Consider the following 15,169-nt stretch of genomic DNA (forward strand, 5'->3'; position numbering starts at 1 on the left):
CTTCCTCACTTCTCGTGGTGGCGTACGACGGTGTCGGGGCCGGGAGCCATCAGGGCCTCGTGGCCGTCGTCGTCGAACTTGACGCGGTACGGGGGGTTGCCGTTCTCGCCGAGCACCTGAAGGACCTCGGCCGTACGGTCGTGCTGACCGACGGTCCGGCCGTGCACCAGCAGTTTGTCGCCCACGCTCGCTTCCATCGGGGTGACCTCCTCGCGGCCGTGCTTGTCCTCGATCCGAGCCTGTCCCCGCCATTGTGACCCTCGCCACCCCGGGGCGCGCGCCCGGGCCGTCCGCTCGGCGGCGGGTCAGCTGTTCGCGCGCCGGGTGACGAGCCCTCCGGCGCGCTGGGTCACGAGCTCTTCCGCGTGCCGGCTCACGAGCTCCTCCCCGCGCCGGGTCACGAGCTCTTCGCGCGTTGGGTCACGGCGATGCAGACGAGCACGGCGGCGGCGGCCAGGGGGGCGGCGGGCGAGAGCGACTCGCCGAGCAGCGTCACCGACCAGACCAGGGTCAGCAGCGGCTGGGCGAGCTGGAGCTGGCTGGCCTTGGGGATGCCGATGGCCGCCATGCCCCGGTACCAGACGTACAGGCCGAAGAAGGTGGAGCCGGCCGCGACCCAGATCAGGCCGGCGACGCCATGGGCGTTCAGGTGGACCGGCTCGAAGGAGAGGGCGAGGACCGAGCCGACGAGCATGAGCGGCAGGCAGAGGATCAGGGCCCAGCCGATGACCTGCCAGCCGGGCATGAGCGTCGCGAGCCGCCCGCCCTCGGTGTATCCGGCCGCGCAGACGAGCAGCGCGCCGAACAGGTACAGGTCACCCGTCGACAGGGCGCCGCCGCTCTGCTGGAGCGTGAAGGCGAGGACGACCACCGCGCCGGAGACGGCCGCGATCCAGAACGTACGAGAGGGGCGGCGGCCGGTCCGGATCGCGGCGAAGGCCGCCGTGGTGAGCGGCAGCAGGCCCACGACCACGGCGGCGTGCGAGGTGGTGGAGGTCTGCAGGGCGAGGGTGGTCAGCAGCGGGAAGCCCACCACGACGCCGCCGGCCACGACGGCGAGGCCCGCCCAGTGGCGCCGCGCGGGCAGCGGGACCCTCAGGGCGAGCAGGAAGGCGCCCGCGATGAGCGCGGCGAGGGCCGAGCGGACGGCGACGAGCGACCAGGGGCCGAAGCTCTCCAGGCCCCAGGCGGTGGAAGGGAAGGTGAGCGAGAACGCGAGGACGCCCAGGCCGGCGAGGAGCGTGCCGCGGGTCGGCGGGGAGGCCGTGTCCGGAGCCTCGACCGCTATCGTGGAGGAGTGGGTAGCGCTATCCTGTGCTGTCATGCACGAGCGTAGCAGCGTCTCTGAACTGGCCACATCCCTGAGGGCGGAGCTCAACCGCTACTCACCCGGCGGGAAGCTGCCATCGAGTCGCGCCCTCGTCGAGCGCTACCGCGTCTCCCCGGTGACCGTCACCCGAGCCCTCGCCCAGCTCTCCGCCGAGGGCCTCGTCGTCACCCGGCCCGGAGCCGGGGCGTTTCGCGCGGAGCCGCGCGAGCGGGCGGTCGAGACGGGCGACACCTCCTGGCAGGAGGTCGCGCTCAGCGCCGACACCGCGACGGAGCTGGTCCCGCGCAGCGTCGACGCGTCCGGCGTCCTGGTGACCCTGTCGGCGCCGCCGCCGGGCGTCATCGAGTTCAACGGCGGCTATCTGCACCCCTCGCTCCAGCCGGAGCGGGCCATGGCCGCCGCCCTCGCCCGCGCCGGCCGCCGCCCCGGCGCCTGGGGGCGGCCGCCCACCGACGGCCTGCCCGAACTCCGCGAGTGGTTCGCCCGCGAGATCGGCGGCACCGTCACCGCCGCCGACGTCCTCGTCACCGGTGGCGGCCAGCCCGCGATCGCCACCGCCCTGCGGGCCCTCGCCCCGCCCGGTACCCCCGTCCTCGTCGAGTCGCCCACCTACCCGGGCATGCTCGCCGTCGCCCGCGCGGCCGGCCTGCGTCCCGTGCCGGTACCGGCCGACGCCGACGGGGTGCGCCCCGAACTGCTCGAAGCCGCCTTCCGGGCCACCGGCGCCCGGGTCTTCGTCTGCCAGCCGCTCTTCCAGAACCCGACCGGCGCCGTGCTCGACCCCGAGCGGCGGCGTGCCGTGGTCCGGATCGCGCGGGCCGCCGGAGCCTTCGTGGTGGAGGACGACTTCGCCCGCCTGCTCGTCCACGAGGACGCCGGACCGCTCCCCGCGCCCCTGGCCGCAGCGGACCCCGACGGCGTCGTCGTCCACGTCCGGTCGCTGACCAAGCCGACCTCGCCCAGCCTGCGCGTCGGCGCCCTCGCCGCGCGCGGCCCCGTCCTGGAACGGCTCCGCGCCATCCAGGTCGTCGACAGCTTCTTCGTCCCGCGCCCCCTCCAGGAGACGGCCCTCGAACTCGTCGGCTCGCCCGCCTGGAGCCGCCATCTGCGTGCCGTCTCGCAGGAGTTGAAGGACCGGCGCACGGCGATGGCCGGCGCCCTCGCCCACGTGCTCCCCGAGCTGGTCCTGCCGCACATCGCCGCCGGCGGTTACCAGCTCTGGCTCCGGCTGCCCGACACCCTCCCCGAGGCCGCGCTCCTCGCCGGAGCCCTGCGGGCCGGGGTCGCCGTCGCCCCCGGCCGCCCCTACTTCAGCGCCGAACCGCCCGCCGGGCACATCCGCCTCAGCTTCGCCGGCGTGGCGGGTCGCGCCGAGATCGCCGAGGGGGTGCGCCGGCTGCGGACGGCCGTCGACGAGCTGACGGGCTGACGGGCTGACGGGCCGACGGGCTGACGGGCTGACGGGCTGACGGGCTGACGGGCTTGAGCGGCCGACCGGGCGGGGCCGTCCGCCCTCGCCGCCCCCGCCCCCCGCCGCAAAAGAACCTGACAGGCGGCCGGGCGGTCTGCCAGCCTGCGCGTCATGACCGACACGCACACCCCCGCGACGCTCACGCACGGCGCGTACGAGATCTCCACCGACCCGGCCCGCGTCGACCGCGACCGCGTCCACCACTGGCTCTCCACCGACGCCTACTGGGCGCTCGGTCGCCCCCGGGACAAGCAGGACCAGGCGATCGACGGCTCCCTCAACTTCGCCGCGTACCACCGCGAGACGGGCGAGATCGCCGCCTACGCCCGGATCGTCACCGATCGCGCCACCTTCGCCTACCTCTGCGACGTCTACGTCGACCGCCCCGCCCGCGGCACCGGCCTGGGGACGGCGCTCGTGACCGCCGTACGGAACCACCTGGAGCCGTACGGCCTGCGCCGCATCCTTCTGGCCACCGACGATGCGCACGGTCTGTACGAGAAGGTCGGATTCGAGCCACTGCGGAACGCGGACAAGTGGATGGTTGTCGGACAGCAGTAGGGTCCGAAGGTCTCACAACCGTGACCGGAGCCCGCGCATATGCCCTCTTGACCTGCCAGGCGTCCGGCCTCACGATCGCGGCCATGGGTCTACGGGTCACGCTCGTGGCAGCGGCGCGCAGCTCCTCCCTGCTCGCCGAGCGGTTCGACGACGACCGGCCGCTCGACGAGGCCGGCTGGTACGAAGTGCAGCTCGCCGCGCACTCACTGGTCCCGCTCGGCGCGGCCGAGTTGCGCTACTGCTCCCCGACGCCCCGCAGCAGGGCCACCGGCACCGCGCTGGGGTACGCCCCGCTCGCCCAGCCCGCCCTGCGCGACTGCGACATGGGCCGCTGGCGCGGGCTGACCCTGGCGGAGGTCGCGGCGCTGGAGCCCGCCGCCGTCGACGCCTGGCTCGGCGATCCGCGGGTCGCCCCGCACGGAGGCGAGAGCCTCCTCGCCTTCATCTCGCGGATAGGGGGCTGGCTCGACACCCGCCCCGCCGACGACGGTGCCATCGTCGCCGTCGCCGAGCCCTCCGTCGTCCGGGCCGCCCTGGTGTACGCCCTGAAGGCGCCGCCCGCCACGTTCTGGAGCGTGGACGTCCGCCCGCTGTCCACCGTCACCCTCACCGGCCGCCCCGGCCTCTGGCACCTCCACCTCCAGGCGGCCGTGGGCTGACGACCGGTCGAGGCGACGCCCTGGCGGCCCGGCACCCCGGCGACCGGGGGCGGCGGCGGCCCGGCACCCCACCGGCCGGCAAGTCGGCACCCCGCCGGCCGACGAGGCGGCGACCCGGCGACCGGCGTCGCGGCGGCCCGGCCACCGGTCGGCCAGCGGGACCGGCGAGGCGGCGGCCCGGCGACCTGTCGGTCGGCGACAGGCGGGCGACCGGCTAGCCTGAGGGCACGATGAACCGTCTGACCACGTCATGGGGCGACTTCCCGCTCACCCGCTTCCCCGAGGACCCGCGCGACACGCTCCGAGCCTGGGACGCGTCCGACGAGTACCTGTTGAACCACCTGACCGAGACGGAGACCGACCTCTCCGGCACGGTCGCCGTCGTCGGCGACCGCTGGGGCGCCCTCGCCACGGCGCTCGCGGCCCGCCGCCCCGGCGCGCTCGCGCAGATCTCCGACTCCTACCTCGGCCGCCGGGCGACCGCCGAGAACCTCGCCCGCTCCGGTGCCGACCCGGACGCGGTACGGCTCCTCACCACCCTGGACACCCCGCCCGAGCGGATCGACGTGCTCCTCGTCCGTGTCCCCAAGAACCTCGCGCTCCTGGAGGACCAGCTGCACCGGCTGGCGCCCGCCCTGCACGAGGGCACCGTGGTCGTCGGGACGGGCATGGTCAAGGAGATCCACACCTCCACGCTCCAGCTCTTCGAATCGATCATCGGCCCCACCCGCACCTCGCTCGCGGTGAAGAAGGCCCGGCTGATCCTCTGCACCCCGGACCCCGCGCGGGAGCGGGCGGCGAATCCCTGGCCGTACCGCTACGACCTGCCCGCCGACGCCGGGACGGTCGCGGGGCGGACGGTCGTCAACCAGGCCGGCATCTTCTGCGCCGACCGCCTCGACATCGGCACCCGCTTCTTCCTGAAGCACCTGCCGACCGGCATCGGCGGCGCCCGCGTCGTCGACCTGGGCTGCGGCAACGGAGTCGTCGGCCTGGCCGTCGCGCTCGCCGAGCCCGAGGCCGACCTGGTCTTCACCGACGAGTCGTACCCGGCCGTCGCCTCGGCCGAGGAGAACTTCCGTACCCACGCGGAGCCCGGCCGCACGGCGGAGTTCGTGGTCGGCGACGGTACGGCCGAGCTCGCCGCGGACTCGGTCGACCTGGTCCTGAACAATCCGCCCTTCCACAGCCACCAGGCGACCACCGACCGCACCTCCCGTCGGATGTTCACCGACGCGCGGCGGGTCCTGCGGCCCGGCGGCGAACTGTGGGTGGTGGGCAACCGGCACCTCGGCTACCACGCCACACTGCGCCGGATCTTCGGCTCCTGTGAACTGGTCGCGAGCGGACCGAAGTTCGTGGTCCTGCGGGCCGTCAAGCGGGCGGGCGGGCAGGACCGGCGGCGCGAGCGGGCGGCGGCCGCCACCCCACCGGAATCGCACGTGTGACCAGGACCGTGCCCCGCTCGGTGACCCCGGGCGGGGCACGGCCTGGTCCGCGTAGACGTGACGGGCCCAGTCCGGCGGCGGCACGGCCGCTCGGGGGCGGCGGCCCGCGCCGTCAGTTCAGGTCCGGGCGGCCCGCGCCGTCAGTTCAGGTCCGGGCGGCCCGCGCCGTCAGTTCAGGTCGACGAGGTCCCGGTACTCCTCGCTCCACAGGTCCTCGTCCCCGTCCGGGAGCAGCAGCACCCGGTCGGGCCGCAGCGCGTCGATCGCCCCCGCGTCGTGCGTGACCATCACGATCGCGCCCGGGTACGTACCGACGGCTGCCAGGACCTCGTCGCGGGAGGCGGGGTCCAGGTTGTTCGTGGGCTCGTCGAGCAGCAGGACGTTCGCGCCCGAATGGACGAGACAGGCGAGCGCGAGCCGCGTCTTCTCGCCGCCCGACAGCACCCCGGCCGGCTTGTCGGCGTCGTCGCCCCGGAACAGGAACGCCCCGAGGACGCGCCGGACCTCACCGTCCGTCAGATGAGGCGCCGCCGCGGCCAGCTGCGCCCGGACCGTACGGCCGGGGTCGAGCGTCTCGTGCTCCTGGGCGAAGTACCCGACCCGCAGCCCGTGCCCGCGCACCACACGTCCCGAGTCCGGCACCTCCACGCCTGCGAGCAGCCGCAACAGGGTCGTCTTCCCCGCGCCGTTGAGGCCGAGCACGACGAGACGGCCGCCCCGGTCCACGGCGAGGTCGATGCCGTCGAGGACCGGGCGCCCGCCCCCGTACGACATGGTCAACGAGACCGCGCCCAGCGGCGTCCGGCCGCACGGCGCGGGCTCGGGCAGCCGGATCCGCGCGACCCGCTCGGCCTGCCGGACGGGGTCGAGCCCGTCCAGCATCCGGTCGGCGCGGCGGGCCATGCTCCGGGCCGTCGTCGCGGTCGCCGAGCGGGCCTTCATCCTGTCCGCCTGGGCGTGCAGCGCGGCCGCCTTGCGTTCGGCGTGGGAGCGCTCGCGGGCGCGCCGGCGCTCGTCCGCGTCCCGCCGGGCGAGGTACTGCGCCCAGCCGGTGTTGTGCACGTCGACCGTGGCGCGCGCCGGATCGAGGTGGAAGACCCGGTTGACCGTGTCGGCGAGGAGCGTCACGTCGTGGCTGATCAGCACGAGACCGCCCTGGTGGGCGGCGAGGAAGCCGCGCAGCCAGCCGATCGAGTCGGCGTCGAGGTGGTTGGTGGGCTCGTCGAGCAGCAGGGTGCCTTCGCGGCCGTGCCCGGCGAACAGGATCCTGGCCAGCTCGACACGGCGTTTTTGGCCGCCGGAGAGCGTGCCGACGGCCCGGTCCATGACGTCGGCGGGCAGCCCCAGGCCGGCCGCGACCCGGGCGGCCTCCGCCTCGGCGGCGTACCCGCCCCGGGTCTGGAACTCCGTCTCCGCGCGGGCGTAGGCCGCCATGCGCCGCTCGTCCGGGGCCTCGCCGAGGGCGACGGCGGCCGTGTGCAGATCGCGTACGGCCCGGTCGAGGCCGCGCGCGGAGAGGATCCGGTCGGTGACGGACACGGTCGGGTCGGCGGCGCGGGAGTCCTGCGCGAGATGACCGATCCCACCGGTACGGGTGAGGGTTCCGGCAGCCGGCGGGCGCAGCCCGGCCAGGGTGTCGAGGAGGGTGGTCTTCCCGGCTCCGTTACGGCCGACGAGGCCGATCCGGTCACCGGGGGCGACGTGGAAGGAGAGGTCGGACAGCAGGAGCCGGGCGCCGACGCGCACGTCGGCACCGCGAACGGTGATCATGGGGTAACGCTCCGAAAAAGCAGAAGGACACACGGGTGGCGTGGAAGCGGGTCCTTGAGCTAGGAGATTCGGGGCGTGGACATGCGTCCACGCTAAGGCAGGCCCCGGCCCGGACGCAGGTGGTTTTCCGCGGCACCGCCTCGGACGCGCCGCCGGGCGCGCTGGACGAGGCGCGCCGCGTCCGCCGTCGTACGGCCGGTGAGGCGGGCGACCTCGGGGAGCGGCAGGGCGAACAGGTCGTGCAGGACGAGCGCGAGCCGCTCGTCCGGCCCGAGGGAGCCGAGGACGACGAAGAGCGCGAGCTGAGTGCCGTCCGCGAGAGCTGCGGCGTGCGGGTGGGCGGTCTCGGGCGTGGGCGCGGTCGTGGGCACCGGCCCGAGCGTGTGCGCGGGCCCGAGCGTGGGCCCGGGCGTGGGCCCGGGCGTGGGCGGGTGGCCGGGCGGGAACGTGTGGCTGGGCGTGAACGCGGGTCGGGGTGCCGACGCGTGGCCGGGCGGGAAGCCGGGTCGGGGTGCGCCCGCGTGGCCGGGCGGGAAGGCGGGTCGGGGTGCGCCCGCGTGGCCGGGCGGGAAGGCGTGTCGGGGTGCGGACGCGTGGCCGGGCGCGGAGGCGGTTCGGTGCCCGAGTGCCGTCTCGTGCGGGTGAGAGGGCGGCCTCGGCTGCGCCCGCGCCCGGGCCCGCAGCCGCTCCACGCACACACGCGCGACCACCGTCGCCAGCCAGGAGTCGATCTCCGCGAGGCCGGCCGCCCTGGCCGTACGCAGCGCCTCCTCCGCCTCGCGCCGCGAGCCCAGCATCCGCTGGGCGACGGCACGCAGACGCTCGTGGTGCAGGTCGAACTGCTCGGCCAGAAACGCGTCCCCGCTCATGGGCCCTCACTCCTCTACGTCGGCTCACCTCGCCGTTCGTAGCGATGACGCGCCCGTCGGGGCTGATGTGACAGGGCGGGCCGGGCCACGGGGCGGCGGAGCCGGGGCGCGGTCGGGGCGGTGCGGGACGGTCGGCAGGAGCGGACCGAGGTCCCGGCCGAGGCGGGCAGGCTCTCCTCGCACCCGAGCAGCGTGGCGGAACGCGTGTCACACCCGTCTGCGATGCTGGTCGATGTGACCACGCTCGAAGACCTGGTGCGCCTGCGCCGCGCGCGCGACGCGATGGACCGCGACTACGCCCAGCCGCTGGACGTCCCCGCGCTGGCGCGCATCGCCCTCATGTCGGCAGGGCACTTCTCCCGCAGCTTCCGCGCGGCCTACGGGGAGACGCCGTACAGCTATCTCATGACCCGCCGCGTCGAGCGGGCGAAGGCGCTGCTGCGCCGCGGCGACCTGAGCGTCACGGACGTCTGCCTCGCCGTGGGCTGTACGTCGCTGGGCTCGTTCAGCACGCGCTTCACCGAGCTGGTCGGAGAGAGCCCCAGCGCCTACCGGGCCCGCTGCCACGAGGCGGGCGCGCCGATCCCGGCCTGCCTGGCGAAGATCCACACCCGACCGGTCAGGAACGGCGCCCCCGCCGCCTAGAGAGCCTCTGCCCCGCTGGGTGAAGAACCCGTGCCCCACCGCGTAAAGCCAAGGCAAGCCAAGGCAAGCCAAGCCAAGGCAAGACGCGGCAAGGCAAGACGCGGCAAGGCAAGACGCGGCAAGGCAAGACGCGGCAAGGCAAGCGGAATGCGGCGCCGCCTCCTATCGTCGGAGCCATGACCATCAAGCTCGCACAGTGCTTCATCGCGGTGGACGACCACGACAAGGCGCTCGCCTTCTACCGCGACGTCCTCGGCATGGAGGTCCGCAACGACGTCGGCTTCGAGGGAATGCGCTGGGTCACCGTCGGCTCGCCCGAGCAGCCCGACGTCGAGATCGTCCTCGAACCGCCGCTCGCCGACCCGAACGCCTCATCCGCCGACCGCCGGGCGATGGCGGAGCTGCTCGCGAAGGGCATGCTCCGTGGGGTGATCTTCCAGACGGACGACTGCGACGCCACCTTCGAGCGCATCCGGGCGGCCGGCGCCGAGGTCCTCCAGGAGCCGGCCGACCAGCCCTACGGCGTCCGCGACTGCGCGTTCCGCGACCCGTCGGGCAACATGCTCCGCTTCAACCAGCCCCGCACGGCCTGACCCCGCCGCACCCGGCCCAGCCCCACAGGGCCTGACCCGGCCCAGCCGCGCACGGCCTGCCCCCGCATCACCCGACCCCGCATCACCCGACCCCGCACCGCCTGACCCCGCCTCACCCGGCCCCGCCCCGCGCCACCTTCCGGCCGGCGCCGAGGGCGCCCGGGAGGTGCTCGGCCGCCTCTGCGGCCGTGTACGACGAGGCGAAGGTGAACGCGCGCGGCGACGGGCCGTGCGTCCGCAGGTCCGTCAGCCGCTCCAGCGCCTCGTCGACGGTCGGGAGGTGGCCGGCGGGGACCCACCAGAGCACCATGTACGCCTCGACGTGCCGCTCGAACCACTCACGCCGTCGCCGCATCACCTCCAGGTGCCCGCTGCGGTAGGCGAAGTCCCACAGCGCCTCCTGGGTCTCCCACACGGACAGGTTCACGATCACGTCCTCACCGGCCGGGCGCATGCCCGTGGCGTCGGGTGCGCCCTCCTCGACGAGCCGCCAGACGAAGCCGGTCGCCGCGTCGGCGGCGGCGTTGACCGGTTCGAGCGCCTCGACGAACGGCGCCACACGCGGGTCGTCGAGGGGGTGGCGGAGCGTTGCGACATTGAGTTGGGCGAGGTGGGCGGCGGCAGGCGTGGGTGCGGTCATGGCGCCATCCCAGCACGGCCCGCTTTTCTATGTCAATGCTCGTTGTTTTTAGAGTTCTGGACCACGACGCAACACTCGCCCGGCCGGGCGTCCATGCGGGCGCGCACCGGACCGTCCGTGCCGAGCAGCCCTTCGAGGAGTGCGAGGTTCATGCCGCAGACGAGGGGCGGGAATCGCTCGGCGACGGCGTGGAAGGGGCAGTTGCGCATCCGTACGACCGCCTCTTCGGCGCCGCTCCCCGGCGTCTCGCCCGCCTCCGGTCCTTCCAGGTGGGGCTCGTACCCTCGGTCGGCCAGCGCCTTCATGGCCTCGTCGAGGTCGCCGCAGGGCGCCGCCGAGCCGCGCAGGGCCTCGCCCCGGCGGCGGGCGGCCGCGCAGAGTCCGGCGTCGAGCCCGGCGTGCTCGGCGGCTTCGGCGAGCAGCTCGGCGGCGGTGCGGTAGTCGCGGGCGGGCAGCGCCACCGACCACTCGGCCCGTGCCCGCGTGTACACCTTGGCGGGGCGCCCCGCCCCCGGCCCCGAGCGTCCCGTCAGGCGCCGGCTCCCGCTCTCCAGCAGCCCGGCCTCGGCCAGCCGGTCCAGATGGTGCGCGGCGAGCGTCCGCGCGACCCCGGCCGCCTCGGCGGCCTCGTTCCGGCCGACCTCGCGGCCCTGTGCGGCCACGTACTCGTACAGGCGGCGTCGTACCGGATCCTGCAACATTGCGATCGCGTCGATGTCCTCCACCCGGCCAGTCTACGAACAACGTAGGTTGGAGATAGAAGCTCCCGCCGCAGGGGGCGGGTCGGTGAGCGATCGCCCGGTGAGCGTCCGGGGCGGAGTCTGATTGCATAAAAGTGCGGCGGCACGTATAGTCATGCCATCCATGAGGAGGGTTCTGATGACGGTACGAGCAGCAGTGGCGGGTGCGAGCGGATACGCGGGCGGAGAGCTCCTGCGTCTTCTTCTCGGCCACCCCCACGTCGAGATCGGCACTCTGACCGGCCACTCCAACGCCGGTCAGCGCCTGGGCGGCCTCCAGCCGCATCTGCTCCCGCTCGCCGACCGCGTCCTCGCGCCGACGACCCCCGAGTCGCTGGCCGGGCACGACGTCGTCTTCCTCGCGCTGCCGCACGGGCAGTCCGCCGCCGTGGCCGAGCAGCTCGGCCCGGACGTCCTCGTCGTCGACATGGGCGCCGACTTCCGGCTCGCGGACTCCGCCGACTGGGAGACTTTCTACGGCTCCCCGCACGCCGGCACCTGGCCCTACGGCCTCCCGGAACTGCCGGGTGCCCGCACCGCGCTGGAGGGGTCCAAGCGCATCGCGGTACCCGGTTGCTACCCCACCGCCGTCTCCCTCGCGCTCTTCCCCGCGTACGAGAACGGCCTCGCCGAGCCCGACGCGGTGATCGTCGCCGCCACCGGCACCTCGGGCGCGGGCAAGGCCCTCAAGCCGCACCTCCTCGGCAGCGAGGTCATGGGCTCCATGTCCCCGTACGGCGTCGGCGGTGGCCACCGGCACACCCCCGAGATGATCCAGAACCTCAGCGCCGCGGCCGGCGAGCGCGTCGGGGTCTCCTTCACCCCGACCCTCGCCCCCATGTCCCGGGGCATCCTCGCCACCTGCTCCGCCAGGGCGAAGCCCGGCGTCACCGCCGAGACCGTGCGCGCCGCGTACGAGAAGGCCTTCACGGACGAGCCCTTCGTCCACCTGCTGCCCGAGGGCCAGTGGCCCGCCACGGCGTCGGTCCACGGTTCCAACGCCGTGCAGATCCAGGTCGCCCACGACGTCGCCGCGGGCCGGATCATCGCGATCAGCGCCATCGACAACCTGACCAAGGGCACCGCCGGCGGCGCGGTGCAGAGCATGAACATCGCCCTCGGGCTCCCCGAGGACACCGGACTTTCCACGATTGGAGTCGCTCCATGAGCGTCACAGCGGCGAAGGGATTCACGGCAGCGGGCATCGCCGCCGGGATCAAGCAGAACGGCAACCCGGACCTGGCCCTCGTGGTCAACACCGGGCCGCGCCGCGCCGCCGCGGGAGTCTTCACCTCCAACCGCGTCAAGGCCGCGCCCGTGCTGTGGTCGCAGCAGGTGCTGGCCACCGGCGAGCTGGCCGCCGTCGTCCTCAACTCCGGCGGCGCCAACGCCTGTACGGGCCCGCAGGGCTTCCAGGACACCCACGCCACCGCCGAGAAGGTCGCCGAGGTGCTCTCGGCGAAGGGCGCGACGGGCACGGACATCGGCGCCGGCGAGGTCGCCGTCGCCTCCACCGGCCTCATCGGCCTCCTGCTGCCCATGGACAAGGTCCTGGCCGGTGTCGAGAAGGCCGCCGGCGAGCTCTCCGAGCACGGCGGCGAGAAGGCCGCCATCGCCATCAAGACCACCGACACCGTGCACAAGACCTCCGTCGTGACGAAGGACGGCTGGACGGTCGGCGGCATGGCCAAGGGCGCGGGCATGCTCGCCCCCGGTCTCGCCACCATGCTCGTCGTCCTCACCACCGACGCGGACGTGGAGAGCAAGGACCTGGACGCGGCCCTGCGCCGGTCCACCGAGGTCACCTTCGACCGGGTCGACTCCGACGGCTGCATGTCCACCAACGACACCGTCCTCCTCCTCGCCTCCGGCGCCTCCGGCATCACCCCGGAGCGGACCGCGTTCGCCGAGGCCGTGACGGCCGTCTGCGACGACCTCGCCCGGCAGCTCATCGGCGACGCCGAAGGCGCCAGCAAGGACATCCGTATCGAGGTGATCAACGCCGCGACCGAGGACGACGCCGTCGAGGTGGGCCGCTCCATCGCCCGCAACAACCTGCTCAAGTGCGCCATCCACGGCGAGGACCCCAACTGGGGCCGGGTGCTCTCCGCCATCGGCACGACGCGGGCCGCCTTCGACCCCGACCAGCTGAACGTCGCCATCAACGGCGTCTGGGTCTGCAGGAACGGCTCGGTCGGCGAGGACCGCGACCTCGTCGACATGCGCTACCGCGAGGTCACCATCACCGCCGACCTCGCCGCGGGCTCCGAGACGGCCGTCATCTGGGCCAACGACCTCACCGCCGACTACGTCCACGAGAACAGCGCGTACTCGTCATGACCGAGACCCGGAAGCACACCGCGCTCCCCAAGGCCGAGATCCTCATCGAGGCGCTGCCCTGGCTGACCCGGCACAACGGCAAGACGGTCGTCATCAAGTTCGGCGGCAACGCGATGATCGACGACGAGCTCAAGGCGGCCTTCGCCCAGGACGTCGTCTTCCTGCGCCACGCCGGTCTCAAGCCGGTCGTCGTGCACGGCGGCGGGCCGCAGATCAGCGCCGCGCTCGACCGGCACGGCATCGTCAGCGAGTTCAAGGCCGGGCTGCGCGTCACCACCGAGGACGCGATGGACGTCGTACGGATGGTGCTCGCCGGCCAGGTCCAGCGCGAACTCGTCGGCCTGCTCAACCAGCACGGGCCGTTCGCCGTCGGCCTGACCGGCGAGGACGCCCACACCATCACCGCCATCAAGCACCAGCCGGTCATCGCGGGCGAGGCGGTCGACATCGGCCGGGTCGGCGAGATCACCGCGATCGAGACCGGCGCCATCGAGGCGCTCCTGGAGGACGGCCGGATCCCGGTCATCTCCTCCATCGCCCGCTCCGAGGACGACGGACATGTCTACAACGTCAATGCTGATACGGCGGCTGCGGCTCTCGCTGCGGCGCTGGGCGCCGAGACCCTGATGGTCCTGACCGACGTCGAGGGGCTCTACGAGGACTGGCCCCACAGCGACGAGGTCATCAGCCGGCTCACCGCGAGCCAGCTGGAGAAGCTGCTGCCCGAGCTCTCCAGCGGCATGGTCCCCAAGATGCAGGGCTGTCTGCACGCGGTACGGAACGGGGTCACCACGGCCCGTGTGATCGACGGCCGCGTGCAGCACTCGATCCTGCTGGAGATCTTCACCGACTCGGGCATCGGCACGATGGTCGTGGCCGACGAGACGACAGGGGGCGGGAAATGAGCAACGAGGAACTGACCCGGCGGTGGCAGGGCGCGCTCATGAACAACTACGGGACGCCGAAGCTGTCCCTCGTCCGTGGCGCGGGCGTCAAGGTCTGGGACGCCGACGGCAAGGAGTACCTGGACTTCGTCGGCGGCATCGCGGTCAACGCCCTCGGCCACGGCCACCCGGCGGTCGTCGAGGCCGTGTCACGGCAGATCGCCTCCCTCGGCCATGTCTCCAACCTCTTCGTCGCCGAGCCGCCCGTCGCGCTCGCCGAGCGGCTCCTGCAGCTCTTCGGCCGGCCGGGCAGGGTCTTCTTCTGCAACTCCGGCGCCGAGGCCAACGAAGGCGCCTTCAAGCTCGGTCGGCTGACCGGCCGTACCCACATGGTCGCGACCCACGGCGGCTTCCACGGCCGGACCATGGGCGCGCTCGCACTCACCGGCCAGCGGGGCAAGCAGACGCCGTTCCTGCCGCTGCCCGGTGACGTCACGCACGTGCCGTACGGAGACGTGGAGGCGCTGCGCGCCGCGGTCACCGAGGAGACCGCGTTCGTGATCATCGAGCCGATCCAGGGCGAGATCGGTGTCGTCGTGCCGCCCGCCGGCTACCTCCAGGCCGCCCGCGAGATCACCCGCGCCACCGGCACCCTGCTCGTCCTCGACGAGGTCCAGACGGGCGTCGGCAGGACCGGCCCCTGGTTCGAGTACCAGGGCCACGACGGGGTCGACCCCGACATCGTCACCCTGGCCAAGGGGCTCGGCGGCGGGCTGCCGCTCGGCGCGACCGTCGCCTTCGGCCCGGCGGCGGAGCTCTTCGAGCCCGGTCACCACGGCACGACCTTCGGCGGGAACCCGGTCGCCTGCGCCGCCGGACTCGCCGTGATCGACACCCTCGGGGCGGACGGAACCCTCGACGAGGTCAAGCGGCTCGGCGAGAAGCTGCGGAGCGGAATCGAGGGTCTGAACCACCCGCTGGTCTCCCATGTCCGTGGTGCGGGCCTCCTGCTGGGTATCGTGCTCACCGAGTCCCTCGCGCCCCAGGTGCAGCAGGCGGCTCAGGACGCCGGTCTCCTGGTGAACGCGCCCGCCCCCGATGTCGTACGGCTCATGCCGGCACTGATCATCACCGACGTGGAGGTGGACGCGTTCCTGGCAGCGCTGCCCGGTGTCCTCGACGGAGCGGTGAACGGGGAAGGACGAACCGGAGAATGAGA

General features: G+C 73.7%; 16 protein-coding genes. 10 read left to right on the forward strand and 6 right to left on the reverse strand.

Going from position 1 to position 15,169, the window contains the following annotated elements; genetic code table 11:
- Positions 1-5: 5 nt before the first annotated feature.
- Together ACIPPS_RS25685 and ACIPPS_RS25690 are read right to left on the reverse strand one after the other, a co-directional pair.
- Positions 6-197 (reverse strand): DUF1918 domain-containing protein, encoded by a 192-nt coding sequence (locus tag ACIPPS_RS25685; RefSeq protein ID WP_401436374.1) that lies wholly within the window; start codon positions 195-197, stop codon positions 6-8.
- Positions 198-397: 200 nt separating this feature from the next.
- Complete coding sequence (locus ACIPPS_RS25690; RefSeq protein ID WP_401436377.1) at positions 398-1,324, reverse strand: DMT family transporter; 927 nt, start codon at positions 1,322-1,324, stop codon at positions 398-400.
- On the opposite strand from ACIPPS_RS25690, the gene ACIPPS_RS25695 reads away from it, so the two are divergent.
- The 4 genes from ACIPPS_RS25695 (at position 1,323) to ACIPPS_RS25710 (ending at position 5,469) form a co-directional block, all read left to right on the forward strand.
- Positions 1,323-2,759 (forward strand): PLP-dependent aminotransferase family protein, encoded by a 1,437-nt coding sequence (locus tag ACIPPS_RS25695; RefSeq protein ID WP_401436379.1) that lies wholly within the window; start codon positions 1,323-1,325, stop codon positions 2,757-2,759. The genes ACIPPS_RS25690 and ACIPPS_RS25695 overlap by 2 nt on opposite strands.
- A gap of 153 nt (positions 2,760-2,912) precedes the next feature.
- Positions 2,913-3,362, forward strand: a complete 450-nt coding sequence (locus ACIPPS_RS25700) for a GNAT family N-acetyltransferase (protein ID WP_401436382.1) — start codon at positions 2,913-2,915, stop codon at positions 3,360-3,362.
- A gap of 83 nt (positions 3,363-3,445) precedes the next feature.
- Positions 3,446-4,021, forward strand: coding sequence for a histidine phosphatase family protein (locus tag ACIPPS_RS25705; protein WP_401436385.1), 576 nt, complete (start codon positions 3,446-3,448; stop codon positions 4,019-4,021).
- Positions 4,022-4,251: 230 nt separating this feature from the next.
- Entirely contained in the window at positions 4,252-5,469 is a 1,218-nt protein-coding gene (locus tag ACIPPS_RS25710) for a methyltransferase (protein WP_401436387.1), read from the forward strand.
- 168 nt (positions 5,470-5,637) lie between these two features.
- Here ACIPPS_RS25710 and ACIPPS_RS25715 read toward each other — a convergent pair whose 3' ends face one another.
- Positions 5,638-7,239 carry an ABC-F family ATP-binding cassette domain-containing protein gene (locus ACIPPS_RS25715; protein WP_401436389.1) on the reverse strand — a complete coding sequence of 534 codons (1,602 nt, stop codon included), beginning with the start codon at positions 7,237-7,239 and terminating at the stop codon, positions 5,638-5,640.
- Positions 7,240-7,331: 92 nt separating this feature from the next.
- Complete coding sequence (locus ACIPPS_RS25720; protein ID WP_401436392.1) at positions 7,332-8,108, reverse strand: sigma factor-like helix-turn-helix DNA-binding protein; 777 nt, start codon at positions 8,106-8,108, stop codon at positions 7,332-7,334.
- Between the two features lie 222 nt (positions 8,109-8,330).
- Here ACIPPS_RS25720 and ACIPPS_RS25725 point away from each other — a divergent pair, with 222 nt between their 5' ends.
- Both ACIPPS_RS25725 and ACIPPS_RS25730 read left to right on the forward strand, forming a co-directional pair.
- Positions 8,331-8,753 (forward strand): helix-turn-helix transcriptional regulator, encoded by a 423-nt coding sequence (locus ACIPPS_RS25725; RefSeq protein ID WP_401436394.1) that lies wholly within the window; start codon positions 8,331-8,333, stop codon positions 8,751-8,753.
- Positions 8,754-8,929: 176 nt separating this feature from the next.
- Positions 8,930-9,346, forward strand: coding sequence for a VOC family protein (locus tag ACIPPS_RS25730; protein WP_401436397.1), 417 nt, complete (start codon positions 8,930-8,932; stop codon positions 9,344-9,346).
- A 112-nt stretch (positions 9,347-9,458) separates the two neighbouring features.
- Here the strand turns inward: ACIPPS_RS25730 and ACIPPS_RS25735 are convergent, their stop codons facing one another.
- Both ACIPPS_RS25735 and ACIPPS_RS25740 read right to left on the reverse strand, forming a co-directional pair.
- On the reverse strand, positions 9,459-9,986 hold the full coding sequence (locus ACIPPS_RS25735; protein ID WP_401436400.1) for a DUF3291 domain-containing protein: 528 nt from the start codon (positions 9,984-9,986) through the stop codon (positions 9,459-9,461).
- A gap of 32 nt (positions 9,987-10,018) precedes the next feature.
- Positions 10,019-10,711, reverse strand: a complete 693-nt coding sequence (locus ACIPPS_RS25740; RefSeq protein WP_401436402.1) for a helix-turn-helix transcriptional regulator — start codon at positions 10,709-10,711, stop codon at positions 10,019-10,021.
- 154 nt (positions 10,712-10,865) lie between these two features.
- Between ACIPPS_RS25740 and argC the strand changes: the two genes are divergently transcribed.
- From argC to ACIPPS_RS25760, 4 genes are read left to right on the forward strand one after another with little or no spacing between them, the layout of a single operon-like run.
- The gene (gene argC / locus ACIPPS_RS25745; RefSeq protein WP_401436405.1) at positions 10,866-11,894 is read left to right on the forward strand and encodes an N-acetyl-gamma-glutamyl-phosphate reductase; all 1,029 of its coding nucleotides are present in this window, start codon (positions 10,866-10,868) and stop codon (positions 11,892-11,894) included.
- Entirely contained in the window at positions 11,891-13,066 is a 1,176-nt protein-coding gene (argJ, locus tag ACIPPS_RS25750) for a bifunctional glutamate N-acetyltransferase/amino-acid acetyltransferase ArgJ (protein ID WP_401436407.1), read from the forward strand. The genes argC and argJ overlap by 4 nt, the downstream gene beginning before the upstream one ends.
- On the forward strand, positions 13,063-13,971 hold the full coding sequence (gene argB, locus ACIPPS_RS25755) for an acetylglutamate kinase (protein ID WP_401436410.1): 909 nt from the start codon (positions 13,063-13,065) through the stop codon (positions 13,969-13,971). The genes argJ and argB overlap by 4 nt, the downstream gene beginning before the upstream one ends.
- On the forward strand, positions 13,968-15,167 hold the full coding sequence (locus ACIPPS_RS25760; protein WP_401436412.1) for an acetylornithine transaminase: 1,200 nt from the start codon (positions 13,968-13,970) through the stop codon (positions 15,165-15,167). The genes argB and ACIPPS_RS25760 overlap by 4 nt, the downstream gene beginning before the upstream one ends.
- The last annotated feature ends 2 nt before the right edge of the window (positions 15,168-15,169 follow it).

The organism is Streptomyces sp. NPDC090127, assembly GCF_044746945.1.
Lineage (GTDB): Bacteria > Actinomycetota > Actinomycetes > Streptomycetales > Streptomycetaceae > Streptomyces.